Source organism: Endozoicomonas atrinae, from assembly GCF_001647025.1.
Classification (GTDB): Bacteria; Pseudomonadota; Gammaproteobacteria; order Pseudomonadales; family Endozoicomonadaceae; genus Endozoicomonas; species Endozoicomonas atrinae.
Genome location: NZ_LUKQ02000128.1, coordinates 1 through 16,252, shown reverse-complemented (window position 1 = coordinate 16,252; position 16,252 = coordinate 1). Strand labels below are relative to the sequence as shown.

At 46.9% G+C, this 16,252-nt stretch carries 13 protein-coding genes; 8 read left to right on the top strand and 5 right to left on the bottom strand.

Going from position 1 to position 16,252, the window contains the following annotated elements:
• Positions 1-71: 71 nt before the first annotated feature.
• The 5 genes from AK963_RS16870 to AK963_RS16850 all read left to right on the top strand — a co-directional run bounded on the left by AK963_RS16870 (position 72) and on the right by AK963_RS16850 (position 6,611).
• Positions 72-566 (top strand): periplasmic substrate-binding domain-containing protein, encoded by a 495-nt coding sequence (locus AK963_RS16870; protein ID WP_175404550.1) that lies wholly within the window; start codon positions 72-74, stop codon positions 564-566.
• 130 nt (positions 567-696) lie between these two features.
• Positions 697-2,706, top strand: coding sequence for an extracellular solute-binding protein (locus AK963_RS16865; protein ID WP_066016613.1), 2,010 nt, complete (start codon positions 697-699; stop codon positions 2,704-2,706).
• A 148-nt stretch (positions 2,707-2,854) separates the two neighbouring features.
• A complete protein-coding gene (locus AK963_RS16860; protein WP_066016612.1) occupies positions 2,855-3,943 on the top strand; it encodes a microcin C ABC transporter permease YejB in 1,089 nt (362 codons plus the stop codon).
• A 6-nt stretch (positions 3,944-3,949) separates the two neighbouring features.
• Positions 3,950-4,981 carry an ABC transporter permease gene (locus AK963_RS16855; protein WP_066016611.1) on the top strand — a complete coding sequence of 344 codons (1,032 nt, stop codon included), beginning with the start codon at positions 3,950-3,952 and terminating at the stop codon, positions 4,979-4,981.
• Between the two features lie 28 nt (positions 4,982-5,009).
• Positions 5,010-6,611, top strand: a complete 1,602-nt coding sequence (locus AK963_RS16850) for an ABC transporter ATP-binding protein (RefSeq protein WP_066016615.1) — start codon at positions 5,010-5,012, stop codon at positions 6,609-6,611.
• A gap of 188 nt (positions 6,612-6,799) precedes the next feature.
• On the opposite strand, the gene AK963_RS16845 is transcribed toward AK963_RS16850, so the two are convergent.
• The gene (locus AK963_RS16845; RefSeq protein ID WP_066016610.1) at positions 6,800-7,111 is read right to left on the bottom strand and encodes an RNA recognition motif domain-containing protein; all 312 of its coding nucleotides are present in this window, start codon (positions 7,109-7,111) and stop codon (positions 6,800-6,802) included.
• Positions 7,112-7,649: 538 nt separating this feature from the next.
• Between AK963_RS16845 and AK963_RS16840 the strand changes: the two genes are divergently transcribed.
• Positions 7,650-8,657, top strand: coding sequence for a hypothetical protein (locus AK963_RS16840; RefSeq protein WP_066016609.1), 1,008 nt, complete (start codon positions 7,650-7,652; stop codon positions 8,655-8,657).
• A gap of 134 nt (positions 8,658-8,791) precedes the next feature.
• Here the strand turns inward: AK963_RS16840 and cysK are convergent, their stop codons facing one another.
• On the bottom strand, positions 8,792-9,763 hold the full coding sequence (gene cysK, locus AK963_RS16835; protein WP_066016608.1) for a cysteine synthase A: 972 nt from the start codon (positions 9,761-9,763) through the stop codon (positions 8,792-8,794).
• Between the two features lie 293 nt (positions 9,764-10,056).
• Between cysK and AK963_RS16830 the strand changes: the two genes are divergently transcribed.
• The gene (locus AK963_RS16830; protein ID WP_066016607.1) at positions 10,057-10,896 is read left to right on the top strand and encodes an AAA family ATPase; all 840 of its coding nucleotides are present in this window, start codon (positions 10,057-10,059) and stop codon (positions 10,894-10,896) included.
• Positions 10,897-10,914: 18 nt separating this feature from the next.
• Complete coding sequence (locus AK963_RS16825) at positions 10,915-12,090, top strand: vWA domain-containing protein (protein ID WP_066016606.1); 1,176 nt, start codon at positions 10,915-10,917, stop codon at positions 12,088-12,090.
• Between the two features lie 52 nt (positions 12,091-12,142).
• Here the strand turns inward: AK963_RS16825 and cobB are convergent, their stop codons facing one another.
• From cobB to AK963_RS16805, 3 genes are all read right to left on the bottom strand, one after another.
• Complete coding sequence (gene cobB / locus AK963_RS16820) at positions 12,143-12,850, bottom strand: Sir2 family NAD+-dependent deacetylase (protein ID WP_066016605.1); 708 nt, start codon at positions 12,848-12,850, stop codon at positions 12,143-12,145.
• Between the two features lie 17 nt (positions 12,851-12,867).
• Entirely contained in the window at positions 12,868-14,241 is a 1,374-nt protein-coding gene (locus AK963_RS16815) for a hypothetical protein (protein WP_066016604.1), read from the bottom strand.
• 334 nt (positions 14,242-14,575) lie between these two features.
• Positions 14,576-15,688, bottom strand: coding sequence for an ankyrin repeat domain-containing protein (locus AK963_RS16805; RefSeq protein WP_139117466.1), 1,113 nt, complete (start codon positions 15,686-15,688; stop codon positions 14,576-14,578).
• Positions 15,689-16,252: the final 564 nt, after the last annotated feature.

The following is a 16,252-nucleotide window of genomic DNA, read 5'->3' as shown; positions in this document are numbered from 1 at the left end:
GAAAATCAACATCATTAAAACCTTCGGGTAGCTGTGGTCGACGAGACATCTGTTCTAGATAATGCATGGTAATGATGCCTAAGCATAGTTGGCGGCAGCTTAAGGATTTAGAAAATGCGATTGGTATTATTCCATTTGTTCGTAATCTCAGTGAGCTCGGTATTTCCGCCAGTATTAATACAGTAGACACCTCCCAGTACATCAACCGTATCCGCAAGTTTGATTTTGATATGATCGTTCACGGTTTTTACCCTGGTATTACACCGGGTACTGAATTGAGAAATTTCTGGAGCAGTGCCAGCGCTGACAGTGACGCCGGACAGAACCTTTCGGGCATTAAGCTCGAGTCCCTGGACCGCATCATTAATAAAGCCATCGAGGCTAAAACTCGTGAAGAGTTGATTCTTTACACCCGGGCAATCGACCGGATTGTGCTCTGGCACTTCGCGGTCATTCCTCAATGGTATCTGCCCTACTGGCCGATGGTTTACCGGCCAGGGTTGAAACACCCTGAGCTTGCACCGCCTTTTGAAAATGGCTTAAGTACCTGGTGGCGTGAGTTTTAAGAGGTACTCTTGGGGAAGTACGCTTACAAAGCATTACTGGTACTTAACAACCATCCATGATTAAGTCTATATTAGAACGATTACTTATAAACAAGACTGCGCAGAGATTTTTAAACACTAACGGTTTCTTATGATGGTAATGAATTCTGGTTATCTTAAACTTGCAGCACTGACCCTTGGGGTCACTCTCTCTTATTCCAGCCTGTCATCAGCCATCTCCCCTGAAAACTCATCCGACCCAGAGCAGGATATAATCGCTAAAACGTCGCTGGTGCTTCACGGTGAGTCGAAATACGGTAGCCCGGATAAAGCCTTTACACACTTTGACTATGTCAATCCGGATGCCCCCAAAGGCGGCAGTGTTCGTATGGCGGCCAGTGGTACCTTTGACAGCCTCAATCCATACACCAATAAAGGAACGCCTGTTACCGGTATTGGGCTCATTTATGACACATTGATGACCCAGAGCCGTGATGAGCCTTTCTCGCTCTATCCTCTCGTGGCTGAATCCGCAGAACGAGCCCCTGATAACAGCAGTATTACCTTTAACCTGAACCCTAACGCCCGTTTCCATGATGGTAAACGCATTACGGCTAACGATGTAAAATACACCTTTGAACTGCTGACCAGCCAGGGACACCCTTTCTATCGCAGTTACTATTCAGACGTAGATACCGTCACTGCTCTTTCCGACAGTCGTGTCAAGTTCACCTTCAGACACGCCAACAATCCTGAGCTTCCTTTCATTCTTTCTGAGCTGCCCGTTCTTCCAAAGCACCACTGGGAACAGACTGAAAATGATTTTTCCTCTGCCTCACTGAAAATACCGCTTGGCAGCGGCCCCTATCAGGTAAAGAGTGTTGATGGCGGTCGCAGCATTTCCTATGTGCGGGTAAAAGATTACTGGGCAGAAGATTTGCCCGTGAATGTGGGACGCTATAACTTTGATGAGATCAGCTACGACTACTATCGAGACGAGCATGTTGCCCTTCAGGCGCTGAAAGCCGGGGAATATGACCTGCGCTATGAAAATATCGCCAAAAACTGGGCCACGGCCTACGATGTTCCCGCAGTTCACAAAGGTGAACTGATTCTGGCCACCATCCCTACCCGAAACCCTGCACCTATTCAGGGTTTTGCATTTAACCTACGACGTGATTTCTTCCAGGACCCTCTGGTTCGAAAAGCCATGGGTTATGCGATGGATTTCGAGTGGCTGAATCGTAACCTGTTCCATGACAGCTATATTCGCTCCAAGAGCTATTTTGGTAACTCCGGTATGGAAGCCACCGGCATTCCTGAGGGAGATGAACTGAAGCTCTTAGAACCATGGCGCAAACAGTTACCTGCAGAGCTTTTTACCCAGCCCTACAGTGTTCCTGTAACCAACGGTTCCGGCAATATCCGACCTCAACTGCAAAAAGCGCTGACACTGCTGAAAGAAGCTGGCTGGAGCCTTGAAAGAAACAAGCTGGTTGATAAGAGTGGTCAACCGTTAAAGGTTGAGTTACTGATCGCCCAACCCTCTCTCGAACGTGTGGCTCTTCCCTTCAAGAAAAACCTGGAACAAATGGGTATTGAACTGACTATTCGATCCGTTGATATCTCCCAATACATCAACCGAATTCGTGACTTTGACTATGACATGATCGTTGCCGGCTATGGTCAATCAGCCTCTCCGGGTAATGAGCAGACGGGTTTCTGGGGCAGCAAAGCCGCAGAAACCAAGGGCAGCCGTAACTATATGGGTATCAAAGATCCGGTCGTGGATGCCATGATTGACCATGTGATTAACGCCGGCAGCCGGGAAGAGCTGACTACTGCAGTGAAAGCGCTGGATCGAGTGCTTCTCTGGGGCGAGTACATGATTCCCCAGTGGTACTACCCTTATGATCGAATCGCTCATTCCAACCGATTGGTCAGACCAGAATCTGAGCCTTTATACAGTACTGACATCTACACTTGGTGGATCGACAGCCAACCTGATACAACAAAGGCTACCAATAATTTATCTCAGGAAAATAACGGCTCAACAAAACCGGTAAGTGAGGCAAAAGGTAACAGTACATGGTTTTACTCAGGACTTATCCTACTGGGTCTTATCCCTATCTGGATGTATCGTCGTAGAAAAAACAGCTAATCTCTCAGACTTGATACAGAACCCGTCACCATAGACAGAAAGTTTTCTCTGTCTATGGTGGCTCTGGTTTAAGATCAGAACTTCAGGTCTGGATTTCACAGCCAGGAGAATCAACCATGCTCACAAGAGCGCATAACAGGAAGTCTCCATGAGCAGCTACATTTTGCGACGGCTTGTCCTGATGATCCCAACCCTGTTCGGGATTATGCTGGTTAATTTTGTCATCATTCAGGCTGCCCCCGGGGGGCCCGTCGAGCAGATGATTGCCAAGCTTGAAGGCTTTGAGGTCAATGCCATCAGTCGAATCGGGGGCTCCAGTAATGCCGAAGTTCAGCAAATGAGTCTGGATGAGAGTGGGGAATACCGTGGGCGCAGAGGCCTTGACCCGGAACTGATCAAAGACATCGAGAAGCTTTACGGCTTTGATAAGCCTGCCCATGAACGCTTTCTGCAGATGATAAAAAACTACCTTACCTTTGATTTTGGAGACTCCTTTTTCCGCGATGCCAAAGTGGTCGATCTGATCAAGGAGAAACTGCCGGTTTCAATCTCACTGGGTCTCTGGAGCACCCTGATCATCTACCTGATCTCCATTCCGCTGGGTATTCGCAAAGCATTGAAACACGGTAGTCGGTTCGATATCTGGTCAAGCGCAGTTATCACTACGGGGTACGCGATTCCGAGCTTTCTCCTGGCCATTCTGTTAATCGTCCTCTTTGCCGGTGGCAGTTACTGGAATATTTTCCCGCTGAGAGGACTGATATCAGACAACTTCGACGAATTAAGCCTGATGGGTCAGGTCTGGGATTACATCTGGCATATGATTCTTCCCATCATCTGTATGGTCATCAGCGGTTTTGCCACACTGACCATGCTGACCAAGAATTCATTTCTGGATGAAATCCATAAACAGTATGTACAAACCGCCAGAGCCAAAGGCCTGGATGACCATAAGGTTCTGTATGGCCATATCTTCCGTAACGCCATGCTTCTGGTGATTTCCGGCTTCCCTGCGGCGTTAATTGGCATCCTGTTTACCAGCTCATTGCTGATTGAAATCATTTTCTCTCTGGATGGACTCGGTCTACTTGGCTATGAAGCCGCCATCAACCGGGATTACCCAGTGGTTTTTGGTTCTCTTTATATCTTCACCCTGCTGGGTATGCTGATAAAACTCGTCGGCGATCTTACCTATGTAGCCGTTGACCCTCGTATTGATTTCGAAGCCAGGGACTGACGTGGAATGACCAGGTTCAAACTTAATCCGCTCAACCAGCGCCGTTGGCAGAATTTCAAACAGAATCGCCGGGGCTATATTTCACTATGGGTATTCAGTATTCTCTTCGTGATAACGTTGCTGGCGGAGGTGGTTGCCAATGATAAGCCACTACTGCTCTGGTACGACGGCAGCCCCTATTTCCCAACCTTCGTCACCTATCCGGAAACCACCTTTGGTGGTGAGTTTGAACTGGAGATGGACTACCGGCAGGACTTCGCCAGAGAACTGATCGAACCCAACGGGTGGATGCTCTGGCCACCTATCCGCTACAGTTATGACACCATTAACTACGCCCGTATTGCACCCGCTCACCCTTCTCTTGAAAACTGGCTGGGAACCGATGACCAGGGACGTGATGTTCTGGCACGGGTTATATACGGCTTCCGCATTTCAGTCCTTTTCGGTTTGGCACTGACCTTTTTCAGTACCATCATTGGTGTTGCGGTTGGGGCTCTGCAGGGCTTTTACGGCGGCAAGATCGATTTGTTTGGACAGCGTTTTATAGAAATCTGGTCAGGCATGCCCAATCTCTACCTGTTGATCATCCTTTCCAGTTTTGTCGAGCCCGGTTTCTGGTGGCTGCTGGGGATCATGCTGTTATTTCAGTGGATGGCACTGGTTGATGTGGTGCGTGCCGAGTTCCTTCGGGGCAGAAACCTGGAGTATGTTCGAGCTGCCAGAGCTCTGGGGATGACCAATGGGCGCCTGATGTTCCGACATATTCTGCCTAATGCCATGATCGCAACAGTCACGTTTATGCCCTTTATTCTGACGGGGGCCATTACTACCCTCACCTCTCTTGATTTTCTGGGCTTCGGCCTGCCTGCCGGATCCCCCTCCCTGGGTGAGTTGATTGCCCAGGGGAAAAACAACCTTCAGGCACCCTGGCTGGGTATCACGGCATTTCTGGTCATGTCCATTATGCTGACGTTACTGGTGTTTATTGGTGAAGCGTGCCGGGATGCACTGGACCCGAGAAAATACTATTCAAACTAAAGAGCTTCGACTAGAGAACCGAACCGTTATGGATAATCCATTATTGGCAATTAACGATCTCAGGATTCGCTTTCAACAGGGAGAGAACAGTGTTGATGCCGTTAAAGGTGTGTCGTTCTCGGTGAATGCCGGTGAAACCGTTGGTCTGGTCGGTGAGTCCGGATCAGGTAAATCTATTACTGCTCTGAGTATCCTGCAACTGCTTCCAGAGAATGCCCAATGTTCTGGCGAAATATCGTTTGCCAATGAGGCTCTACTCAACTTCTCTAAATCACAAATGCGCAGAATTCGTGGACACAAGATCAGTATGATCTTTCAGGAACCCATGACGGCGCTCAACCCGCTTCATACTATTGAAAAGCAGATATGCGAAGTCCTCGGTATTCACCTTGGCCTGAAAAGCAGTGAAGCAACAGCAAAAGCGCTTGAACTGTTGGAACTGGTAGGCATCCGTGATGCAGAGAGCCGTTTAAAAGCCTACCCCCATGAGTTGTCAGGTGGCCAGCGACAACGGGCAATGATTGCCATGGCCCTCGCTTGTGAACCCACTCTTCTGATAGCCGATGAACCGACAACCGCTTTAGACGTCACCGTTCAGCGACAAATTCTCAGCTTACTGACAGATCTCCAGCAGAAACTGGGTATGGCCATTCTGTTTATCAGTCATGACCTTAACCTGATTCGTCATGTTTCGGATCGAATCTGCGTGATGAAAGATGGGGAGATTGTTGAGCAGGGAGTTACGGAGTCCGTGTTCAAAGCACCTCAACACCCCTATACCATCGACCTTCTCAATGCCGAACCTGATGGGGAACCTGAGCCGTTAAAAGAAAACCCCGCGAACCTGGTGACTGGTAAAAAAATCAAAGTCTGGTTTCCAATTAAAAAAGGCTTGTTCAAGAAAACCGTGGGTCATGTAAAGGCTGTCACTGATTTATCGCTCACCATTCATCAAGGCGAAACGCTGGGCATTGTTGGTGAGTCCGGTTCCGGTAAAACAACGCTGGGGATGGCCCTGCTGAAGCTACAGATATCCGAAGGTTTGATACAGTTTGAAGATACACGTATCGACAATATGAACCAGAACCAATTCAGACCCCTGAGACGGGAAATGCAGATCGTGTTTCAGGACCCATTTGGCAGCCTGAGCCCACGCATGACCGTTGCTGATATTGTCGGGGAAGGTCTGGATATTCATAAACTGGCCACAGAAGCCAATCGTGAGGGACTAATCATTGCTGCGTTGACAGATGTTGGTCTTGATCCAGAGTGCCGCCACCGCTATCCCCACGAATTTTCCGGTGGCCAGCGACAGCGTATTTCCATTGCCAGGGCTCTGGCTCTTAAGCCCAAATTGATTGTGCTGGATGAGCCAACGTCGGCTCTGGACAGAACCGTTCAGTCACAGATTATCGATTTATTGAGAAACCTGCAGAAAAAATACAACCTCAGTTACATTTTCATCAGCCATGACCTTGCCGTGGTTAAGGCAATGAGTCACCGAATTATCGTGATGCAGGCTGGAGAAATTGTCGAACAGGGAAATACTCAACAGATTTTTAATCAACCGGTAGAAGCTTACACCCGGGAATTGATCAGTGCCGCTTTTGAATCGCAGAAAAGCGCTTAAACTTTTCCATAACTGATTCAGTATTACTATGGATGAAGACTTACTATTCTTATCTCAGCTTAAGGACAATAAGTTTTCCTCCGGCGTAATACAGCCGAAAAAATCAGTAGATCCAAACACCAGCTAATAATTTCCGGTTTACCAGAAACAAACTTGCACAATAATCAAAGAATTATCAGATCAAGTCATTAGCGGTTAAAGTTGTTGTTAAAAGACCTTGGTTGTCTTTTGGCTGGATCTCGCTGACCAGACTCCTTCTGTCGAGCATCATTCACTCTTAATGGACGTCCTGCCACTTCCTTACCATCCATAGCCCGGGCTGCTTCAGCTTCGGTTTCCTTTTCAAAGGTGATGAATGCAAAGCCCCTGGAGCGTCCAGTCTCCCGATCTCTCATCAGTTTGATATCTTCAATAACACCAAATGATTCGAAAGCCTGTTCAAGATCCTCTTCAACGGCGGTATACGCCAGGTTACCGATGTATAAAGTCCTTTTTTGCATGGAAAAACTCTGGTTTTTTCTCTAGGTTATACGCAAATCCTTGCGTAGAAAGGCGGTATAAACATCAACAAAATGCAACATTGATCAGATTCTCACATCACAATGTCGTTGTCCACTGACTTATCGGCAGGCTCAGCGCTTCCATTAACCGATAATAATCACGACACTTCTTGTGCCATTAGGTTAATAATAATAAAGACAGATTATTTATGCCAAATCGAACGCATCATTTGATGCATTTGTCTGTATAAATCAACTAATCTCTTCACCGCTTCAACAAGTTTGAGTGTTTTATGGCCAATAAGTATCCAACCATACGAAATCATATTTTCTGATTAAGTGGTCAGCCACTCCCGGCAACTGCTCCATGCGTTGCTCTAACTCCTGCATCCATGCAGTTGTACTGCGTTACAGCGATGATCACATAGCTACGGCTATGCTCAATCTGCTGAGCCTTGCATAGTAACTGGCCACTAAGCCAGAAATATTTGATTTCATATGACCAGATACTTAAAACGATTGTATAGGCAGGAATATTATGAATAAATCCAGTGCAGAAAGTGCTGTTCACTCTAATCCCGGTTTAGCCCTGAATGTTCCCTCCGCTGCCGATAAGAAAGACTCACAGGATATCACTGTTAAATACCTGCCTGATACCACTTCACACCCTACCGACCCAACATCAAAAAATATAGGCAGCCTCACCATTCATGCTGTCGATGTAGGCTCAGGTGAACAGTTGAAAGGTCTAAGGGCTGAGTCTGACAACGAACCAGGCTTGTCTACCGAGACCAAAACAACCAGGATCCCATGCACAAATTATGCAACCCATTCAGCAGCAGAAGAATGGATTAAGTCATTGAGTAAATTAAACATTCCTGAAGATAGACTAGCAATGCTGGACACTATTGTAGAGTGTGTGCTCGATACTATCAGTAAACATAGGCACGCTAACCTATTGTATGTCTGCAAAGAAAATACAAGACGAAGCCAGTATGCTCAGGCATTAAGTGCATTTCTGGCTATGCAGTATGATTTGCCTGTCAGTAACTTCAGCTCTGGACAAAGCCCAAAGCAAGTATTTGGGACAGTACTACGGAGTTTAAAAGGTGCTGGTTTAACCGTTACTGAAGTTAAACAAGGTATAAATGCTGAAGGCACAGAGCGGGCATTAAGAAACCCAACATATGAGGTAAAGCATGAAAATAAACTGATCACAAACCTCTGGTCAAAAACAACGAGTAATCTGGAAGCAATGCCTGGCGGTGAGTTTATTGCCATCATGGTCTGTGGTTGCAATGAAAATAATGCACCCATAATTCAGGGCAGAATGCCGTCAAGAACATTTGACCTCAAGTTTGATGACCCAAAAATGGATGGGGGTGATGACCTACCTGATAAGCAGCATCTTGAGAAATACAATAAGACCCGTGACGTAATAGGAGCACAACTGGATTACATTATGCGACAGACACAACTTCGCTGTAATCAACAGAAACAAGAGCCTAGGGACACTCTGACCATAGATCAAAAACAGCCAATGTGACTCATGATGGCAGGAACACCTGTCTTTTTAATAAATTAAGACGGAGAATTAGAGGCGACACAGAGTCGTATCGCCCCATTTCATTGGGTTGCTATTGAGAAAAAGCCGTTCCCATAATGATCATGTCAAATCAACTACTGGACACTTTCATTTTCAGAGAAAACACCCTCAAACAGTGCAGTCGACAGATAGCGCTCACCAGAATCAGGCAGGATAACCACTATAGATTTACCTTTATTCTCTGGCTGCTCTGCCACTTTAAGAGCCGCGTTCACAGCAGCACCGCCGGAAATACCTGCAAGAATGCCTTCCTCCTTCATTAACCGATGAGCCGTCTCCATGGCATCTTCATTGGAAACCTGCTCCACCTGATCCACCAGCCTGAGATCCAGGTTGGCTGGAATAAAGCCAGCACCAATCCCTTGAATCTTATGGGGGGCAGGCTTCACCTCTTCGCCCGCCAGAGTTTGGCTGATCACCGGAGAGGCACTGGGTTCAACCGCAACCGATTTGATTTTTTTGCCCTGAATTTCCTTAATGTAACGGGATACACCAGAAATGGTGCCTCCCGTGCCAACACCAGCAACAAAAATATCGATATTCCCATCCAGTGCATTCCATATTTCCGGACCGGTTGTCTCTTCATGAATACGAGGGTTGGCTGGATTCTCAAACTGCTGAAGCAACAAATACTTCTCAGAATTTTCTTCGGCCAGCTCTTTGGCCTTTGCAATCGCACCAGGCATGCCTTTTGCCGGCTCAGTAAGAATGATGGTTGCGCCAAGGGATTTCATAACCTTACGACGCTCAAGGCTCATGGAAGCAGGCATGGTCAGCGTCAACGGAATGCCCCGGGAAGCGGCAACAAATGCCAGGGCAATACCAGTATTACCACTGGTGGGTTCAATCAGTTCCATACCCGGCTTGAGCTTACCTGAACGTTCCGCATCCCAGATCATACTGGCGCCAATACGGCATTTCACGCTATTTGCAGGGTTTCTGGACTCTATTTTCACATAAATCTCATGACCCTTTGCCAGACGATTTAATTTAACCAGTGGCGTGTTACCAATAGACTGAGAATTATCCTGATAAACCTGTGTCATAAAACTCTTTTCCTTATAATGCGAAAAATATCTCTGTTCCTGCATAGGCACAACATTATGCCTTGATTTCTTATGGCATGAGATTATCTTGGTCAGTGAGATGTCGTAAAGTAATTTAAAATTATAGATTTATATAAATTATCTATAACCTTTTATTGAGAACTTAACAGAGTCTGCTGACTACCCATTCCACTCTCTTTTGCGTTACCCTTACCCGCAACGTCAAACACCACTAATAAGAGAAATACGTCCATGAACAACGTATTTCAGAATAAAAAGAAGATAGCTGCCCTATGAGCTTTGAAAGTACTGACCAGTATATCGCCACCGATGACCTGAAAATGGCCGTCAATGCCGCAGTAACCTTGCAGCGCCCTCTTCTCATTAAAGGAGAGCCTGGAACCGGTAAGACCATGCTGGCAGAACAGGTGGCCCGTTCACTGGGGAAAGAACTGCTGCAATGGCATATCAAATCCACTACCAAAGCCCAGCAGGGACTTTACGAATACGATGCGGTGTCCCGCCTTCGAGATTCTCAGCTGGGCGATGAGCGTGTTCACGATATCAGCAACTACATTGTGAAAGGCAAGCTCTGGGAAGCCTTTGAGTCACAAGAGCAGTCCGTTTTGCTGATCGATGAAATAGATAAGGCCGATATCGAATTCCCCAATGATCTACTGCAAGAGCTGGATAAGATGGAGTTCAATGTTTACGAGACCCAGCAACAGATCAAAGCCAGACAACGCCCTATCGTCATTATCACCAGTAATAACGAGAAAGAGCTGCCCGATGCCTTTCTGAGACGGTGCTTCTTTCATTACATCAGCTTTCCTGATGCAGGAACCATGAGAAAAATCGTTCAGGTTCACTTTCCAAACCTGCAACAAAAACTGGTGGATGAGGCTCTACAGGTATTTTTTGAACTCAGAGAGATTCCGGGCCTTAAAAAGAAGCCCTCTACTTCAGAGTTGATCGACTGGCTGAAACTGCTCAACTCAGACGACATTCCTGCAGATATTCTGCAAAACCGGGATACCCGAAGCGCCATTCCGCCCCTGCACGGTGCACTGGTAAAAAATGAACAGGATGTTTACCTGCTGGAGCGCCTGGCCTTTATGAGTCGACGTGGTTAACCGACCCGAGGAACCACCATGCTGACCAATTTTTTTGAAACCGTTCGGGCATTTGGTGTACCTGCCACCACCCGCGAGTACCTTGACCTGCTGGCGGCGCTGGATGCAAAACTGATTTATGCCGATCAGGAAGGCTTTTACCAATTATCTCGAACCATTCTGGTCAAGGATGAGAGGCATTACGACAAGTTTGATAAAGCCTGTCAGGCATTTTTCAACGGCCTTGAGTCCATGGAGGACATGCTGGAAGCCCTCATACCGGAAGAATGGCTGAGGCAGGAGTTTATCCGACAGCTTTCCAATGAGGACAAGGCAAATATCCAGGGCATGAAAAACCTCCAGGAGTTGCTCGAGACGTTCCGTCAGAGAATGGAGGAGCAAAAAGGTCGTCACCAGGGCGGTAATAAGTGGATTGGCACCGGTGGCACCTCACCTTTTGGGGCTTATGGCTATAACCCCTCTGGGATTCGGATTGGCCAGAATGAATCGAGACATCGTAAAGCCACCAAAGTCTGGGATAAACGGGAATTTAAAAACCTGGATGATGACGAGCAACTCGGCAGCCGGAATATGAAAATGGCCCTGCGCCGATTACGCCGATTTGCCCGTCAGGGTGCAGCAGACCAGCTCGACCTTGATGACACGGTTCGCTCAACCGCCAGCAAGGGTATGCTGGACATCAAAATGGTGCCGGAACGCCATAACGCCGTGAAAGTCCTGCTGTTCATGGATATCGGCGGCTCTATGGACGATCACGTCCGCCTGTGCGAAGAGCTCTTTGCCTGCTGTCGAACTGAATTCAAACACCTTGAGTTCTATTACTTCCATAACTATCTCTATGAAAGTGTCTGGCAGGATAACCGTCGCCGCCAGCAGGAGCGTATTAACCTCTGGGATGTGATTCATCGCTACGGCAAGGACTACCGGGTTATTTTTGTTGGAGACGCCGCCATGTCTCCCTATGAAATTACCTCACCCGGTGGCAGTGTTGAACATTTCAACGAAGAAGCCGGACATGTCTGGATGTCACGGGTGAAAGCCCATTTTGACCGTATCGCATGGTTGAACCCCACACCGGAACATGCCTGGCAATATACTTCTTCAACACGGCTGATTGATGAGCAGATGGAAGGCAAAATGTTTCCCCTTACCATCAATGGGCTGGAAGAAGCGATGAGCTATCTTGCTGGATAACGGAATACCGGACAGGCAACACTTGGTGTTGCCTGTCCATAGCGTAAGATCACTACTTGATTGAACTGAAAAATCGGTCGACCACTTCGGTAGCTGGCCCGTAACGCTGTTCATCAAACAGTGAGCCGTGATTCCCAGGCTCAAGGTTTAATTCAACCGTCTTTGCTCCTGCCGCAGCCGCCTCCTGAAAGAACCCTGCCGCTGGATACACATTTCCAGAGGTGCCAATGGAAACAAAAAGATCACAGTTTGACAGTGCCTGATAGATCTCATCCATCTGTAAAGGCATCTCACCAAACCAGACAATGTGTGGGCGGAGATTTCCCGCGACACCGCAGCATTCACATCGAGTATCAACGGTAACATCCTGATCCCAATGAAAAACCTGCTCTGTGTCCTGACAGTGAACTTTCAGCAGTTCACCATGCATATGAATCAGACGGTCGCTCCCCGCTCTCTCATGGAGATCATCAACATTCTGAGTCACCAGAAGAAAGCTTCCAGAGAACTGACGTTCAAACTCAGCAAGTGCCTGATGAGCAAGGTTTGGTTCGACTGAGTTCAGCTGCCGCCTTCTGTCGTTGTAAAATCGTTGTACCAGTGAGGGATTTCGAGCGTACCCTTCAGGTGTTGCCACATCCTCAACAGGGTGATTTTCCCAGAGTCCGTCACCGGCCCGGAATGTTCTGATTCCGGACTCAGCCGAGATTCCCGCACCGGTCAGTACTACTATGGATGAATAGGGGGATGAACAGTGCAAACAAACCTCCTGATCAATCAGCGACGATATTTAGCGGTAAAGTGTATAATTTTCTGGGTACCGGCAGAAACCTCAACACGAAGCTGGTCCGGCTTTTCCAGCGTTGCACCCTTAACACTCTCAAGCTTAATCAGATTAGGGTCACGCTCCCTTAATAGCAGCGTAATGCTGTCTTCCTGATCATTTGAGACCGTCGCCTGCCATTTAACCACCAGCTCTTTGTCACTCTTCTGTTCAACGTCCAGTCGTGTACGCTCAACACGCACAGCCAGCGCTTCTCCCATGGTCAACCAGGCGTGATCACCAGCGGTTGTTTTGGGCAACCATGAGTTACCACTGATGATGTAGCCGCCATCCGGGTCCTGTTCATACATACGAACCTGTGCTGGCGGAAGGTCCAGCGGTGCCTCAAACTTCCAGGTTAATCTGGGGCGCTCAGCCATGGAGGTTCTACCACCGGTCGAGCGGCCATACACTTCGAGGGTGTACAGCTTTTCAAGGTGCAATGCTTCTGAAAAAAGATCAATCAGCTGCTTGCTATTGGCAGGCAGGACAGTCTCCTTTGGCAAAGTAGAAAGCAATACTTCACCGACACGCTCACCGTAGTCACCCGCATCAGCCACCACCGATGCTTCAAGCATCCGGTTCTTACGGTAGAAGCCAGGAACACCACCCTCGCCACCGGCAACCAGACGAATTTTTGCCTGATTGAAATTGATATTGGAACTGTTGGTCAGCAGTGTTTTTAATTCCAGACGTCCCTGGTTCTGCGATAAAAGCGTTAAACGATAATGGCTGTCATAGCTTAACTGAGGGGTGATATAAGTAAGCTTCAGAGGCCCACTGACCGGTTGCTGGCCAAAATCCGCCGTCAGGTATTTGAGACTTTTACCCTGAGTCTCCGAAGAAACCCTTGACAGTATCCTCAAGCCCTGGGGGTCGTGATAATCGATAAAATACTGACGGCCATTACTGCCTTCCACCAGCCCGATTCCCTGCTGATAGCTGACCAGTTTACCCTGAATGGCTACGTTCAGGCCGCCACCAAACACTTCAACATTTTTACCCACCAGATTCCGGTAGTAATTATCCCGGTCCAGACCTCCCTGGTACCAGAAGATTTCCTCAGGCCGGTAAACGGTTTCACCATTAACGTATTCAAGGTTCAGACTGCCATCCAGCCGGTTGATTGGCAGACCGGAAATCTCAAGGCTGCCCTTTGCATCGGGTCGGGAATTAAACGTCTGACTGATCAGAGCCTTATCACTGTAGAGCGTCACTACTGTCGACTTTGGCTGCTCAACATTCAGCTTGCCTGGTAATGCCTCGCCTGAAGCCTTGGCCAATACAAGCCCGGACACCAGCAGAACCAGCAATGAGTGCTTATACATACTAACTCCTGCGATTTAAAAGCTGACCTGTGTCTTTTGCACCAACTTTAAATCGAACAAGAGAGCTTGTCTTCCATAAAATGGAAAATTGAAGAATCCTTCTGAGGTGCCGGACAGTTTTGTTGATTTTTAGCCCGATAATATAAAAAGGTATATAGAATATTAGGGAAGCTGCGAATAAGTCCCTTTTCCCAAAAACAGTGTCAGTAATACCAAGGGTTTCCGAATGTGATGGTGGACTTATTCGCACCTTCCTTAGGGTGTACCAGCAAAATTGCTGGTACATTTAATGTCAGCGGACTGCCCCGTACTTCCCTAATTTCTTACTTGAACATCAGTCCACAGCCTCAAAGTCATAAGCTTCCACTAACCTTACCATGAGTTCTTGGTCTTTACTTTTTTTTGCATGTCTATAAGCAGACTCAATAAATTCCCGTCCTCTTTGATAGTCCTTTATATCTAAGTACGTTTTATCTACCAGTTTTTCTGCTAATGAAACAGGCCCCTTTTCCAAAGCATAAAATGCTGCAACCATCTTTTTGTCATTTTCTGCGGTGACATCAGCATCCAATTTAATTAAAAGTTCAGCAATACTACTATGCCCCTTTCTGCATGCCCAAATTAAAGGAGTAGAACCAGATGCATCACTACAATTTACTTTGGCACCGAGCCGGTTAAGCGTTTCAACCGCATGGCTGTAACCATAGGCTGCAGAAAACATCAGCGGAGTAAAATCTTTGCTGCCTTTTTCATCAATACTGATACCACACGTCATCAGGAAGCTGATAGATGCTGACTTGTCTTTTTGAGCCAGCTTGCATAACAAGGGGGAAAAACCCACATTTAATGATTTCAGGATTTTAATTTGTTCCTGACAATGTTGCTTGAATTGAGCGGAACGTTCTAGTCTCTCTGGATCTGTATAGAGTTCAAGCGTGGGTAGAATATCTGCTCCTCCCTTTATTAGCGCCAGTGCAGAATCTGTCATACCACGTTCAAGAGCAAGTGTAAGCAAGCTACAAAAACGGATTTTCGGTAATGGGGTGCTGACCAGCCCATTGATATCCTCTTGTTCCAGCTTCAGCAAAGCCACAAATGTCTTCGGTAATTTATGCCTGATGGCCAATGATAGAGGAGTTACACCTTCTAAAAGTGTCATTTTTGCGGGATCAGTTCCTTCTTTCACCAACCACTCTCCAATATCATCGCGATCATGTGACATAGCCAGTTCCAGTAATGTGCGCTCTCCTGTAGAAGTTTGAAATGGCTTATGCATATCAAATAAAGAGTTGTGTTTGACATACCCTTTAAAATCCTCCAAAGAGTCTGACCTTAATGAATCAATGACTGTCATTGTTCTCATTACCGGTGAATCAAACTCTTTGGGAATACGCCCTGAAGCAGCCTCACGCCGCAGTTCCGGCATGCGATTAACTAAAGTATTCAAGTACTTGAGGATGCTTTTGCAGTTGGTCCATATAGGCTTTTAACCGGATGTTTTCTGAAGAACTCTCCTGATTACTACCTACCTTAGGCTGGCTCTCAGCCTTGCATTCGTTCAATCTTCGTCCATAGTATGAAGCAGAACCGGGGCGATCGCTGTTACTGTTGCCATTTGTTTCTAAAGTCTCCGATAATTTTGGGTACTGCGCCCCCGACCGGCTAAGTGGATCTGACATATCTACCCCATCTTTGTCACAAAAAGAATAAAATTGGCTCTACTCAGACAATTTTGATCCTATAAATGTTCATTTAACAAACACATTTAAAAAGTAAGGTAGCCACATGTGGCTCTCTGGATAACAATCTCATACCCAATGAGTAAACTCAGCCTGATCAGTATGATGAAAAAATTTCCGGAATTTTTTGTGGAATATCATAAGACAATACTCCGGACACTATTATGCAGCGATAGCACCATAGCTACTTAGCTCCTCATAAGTATTCATGACTTTTTCGTCATTCATTGCCAAGCCTAACTTCTCAAAAACTCTGTGCATCAGGTTCTGAT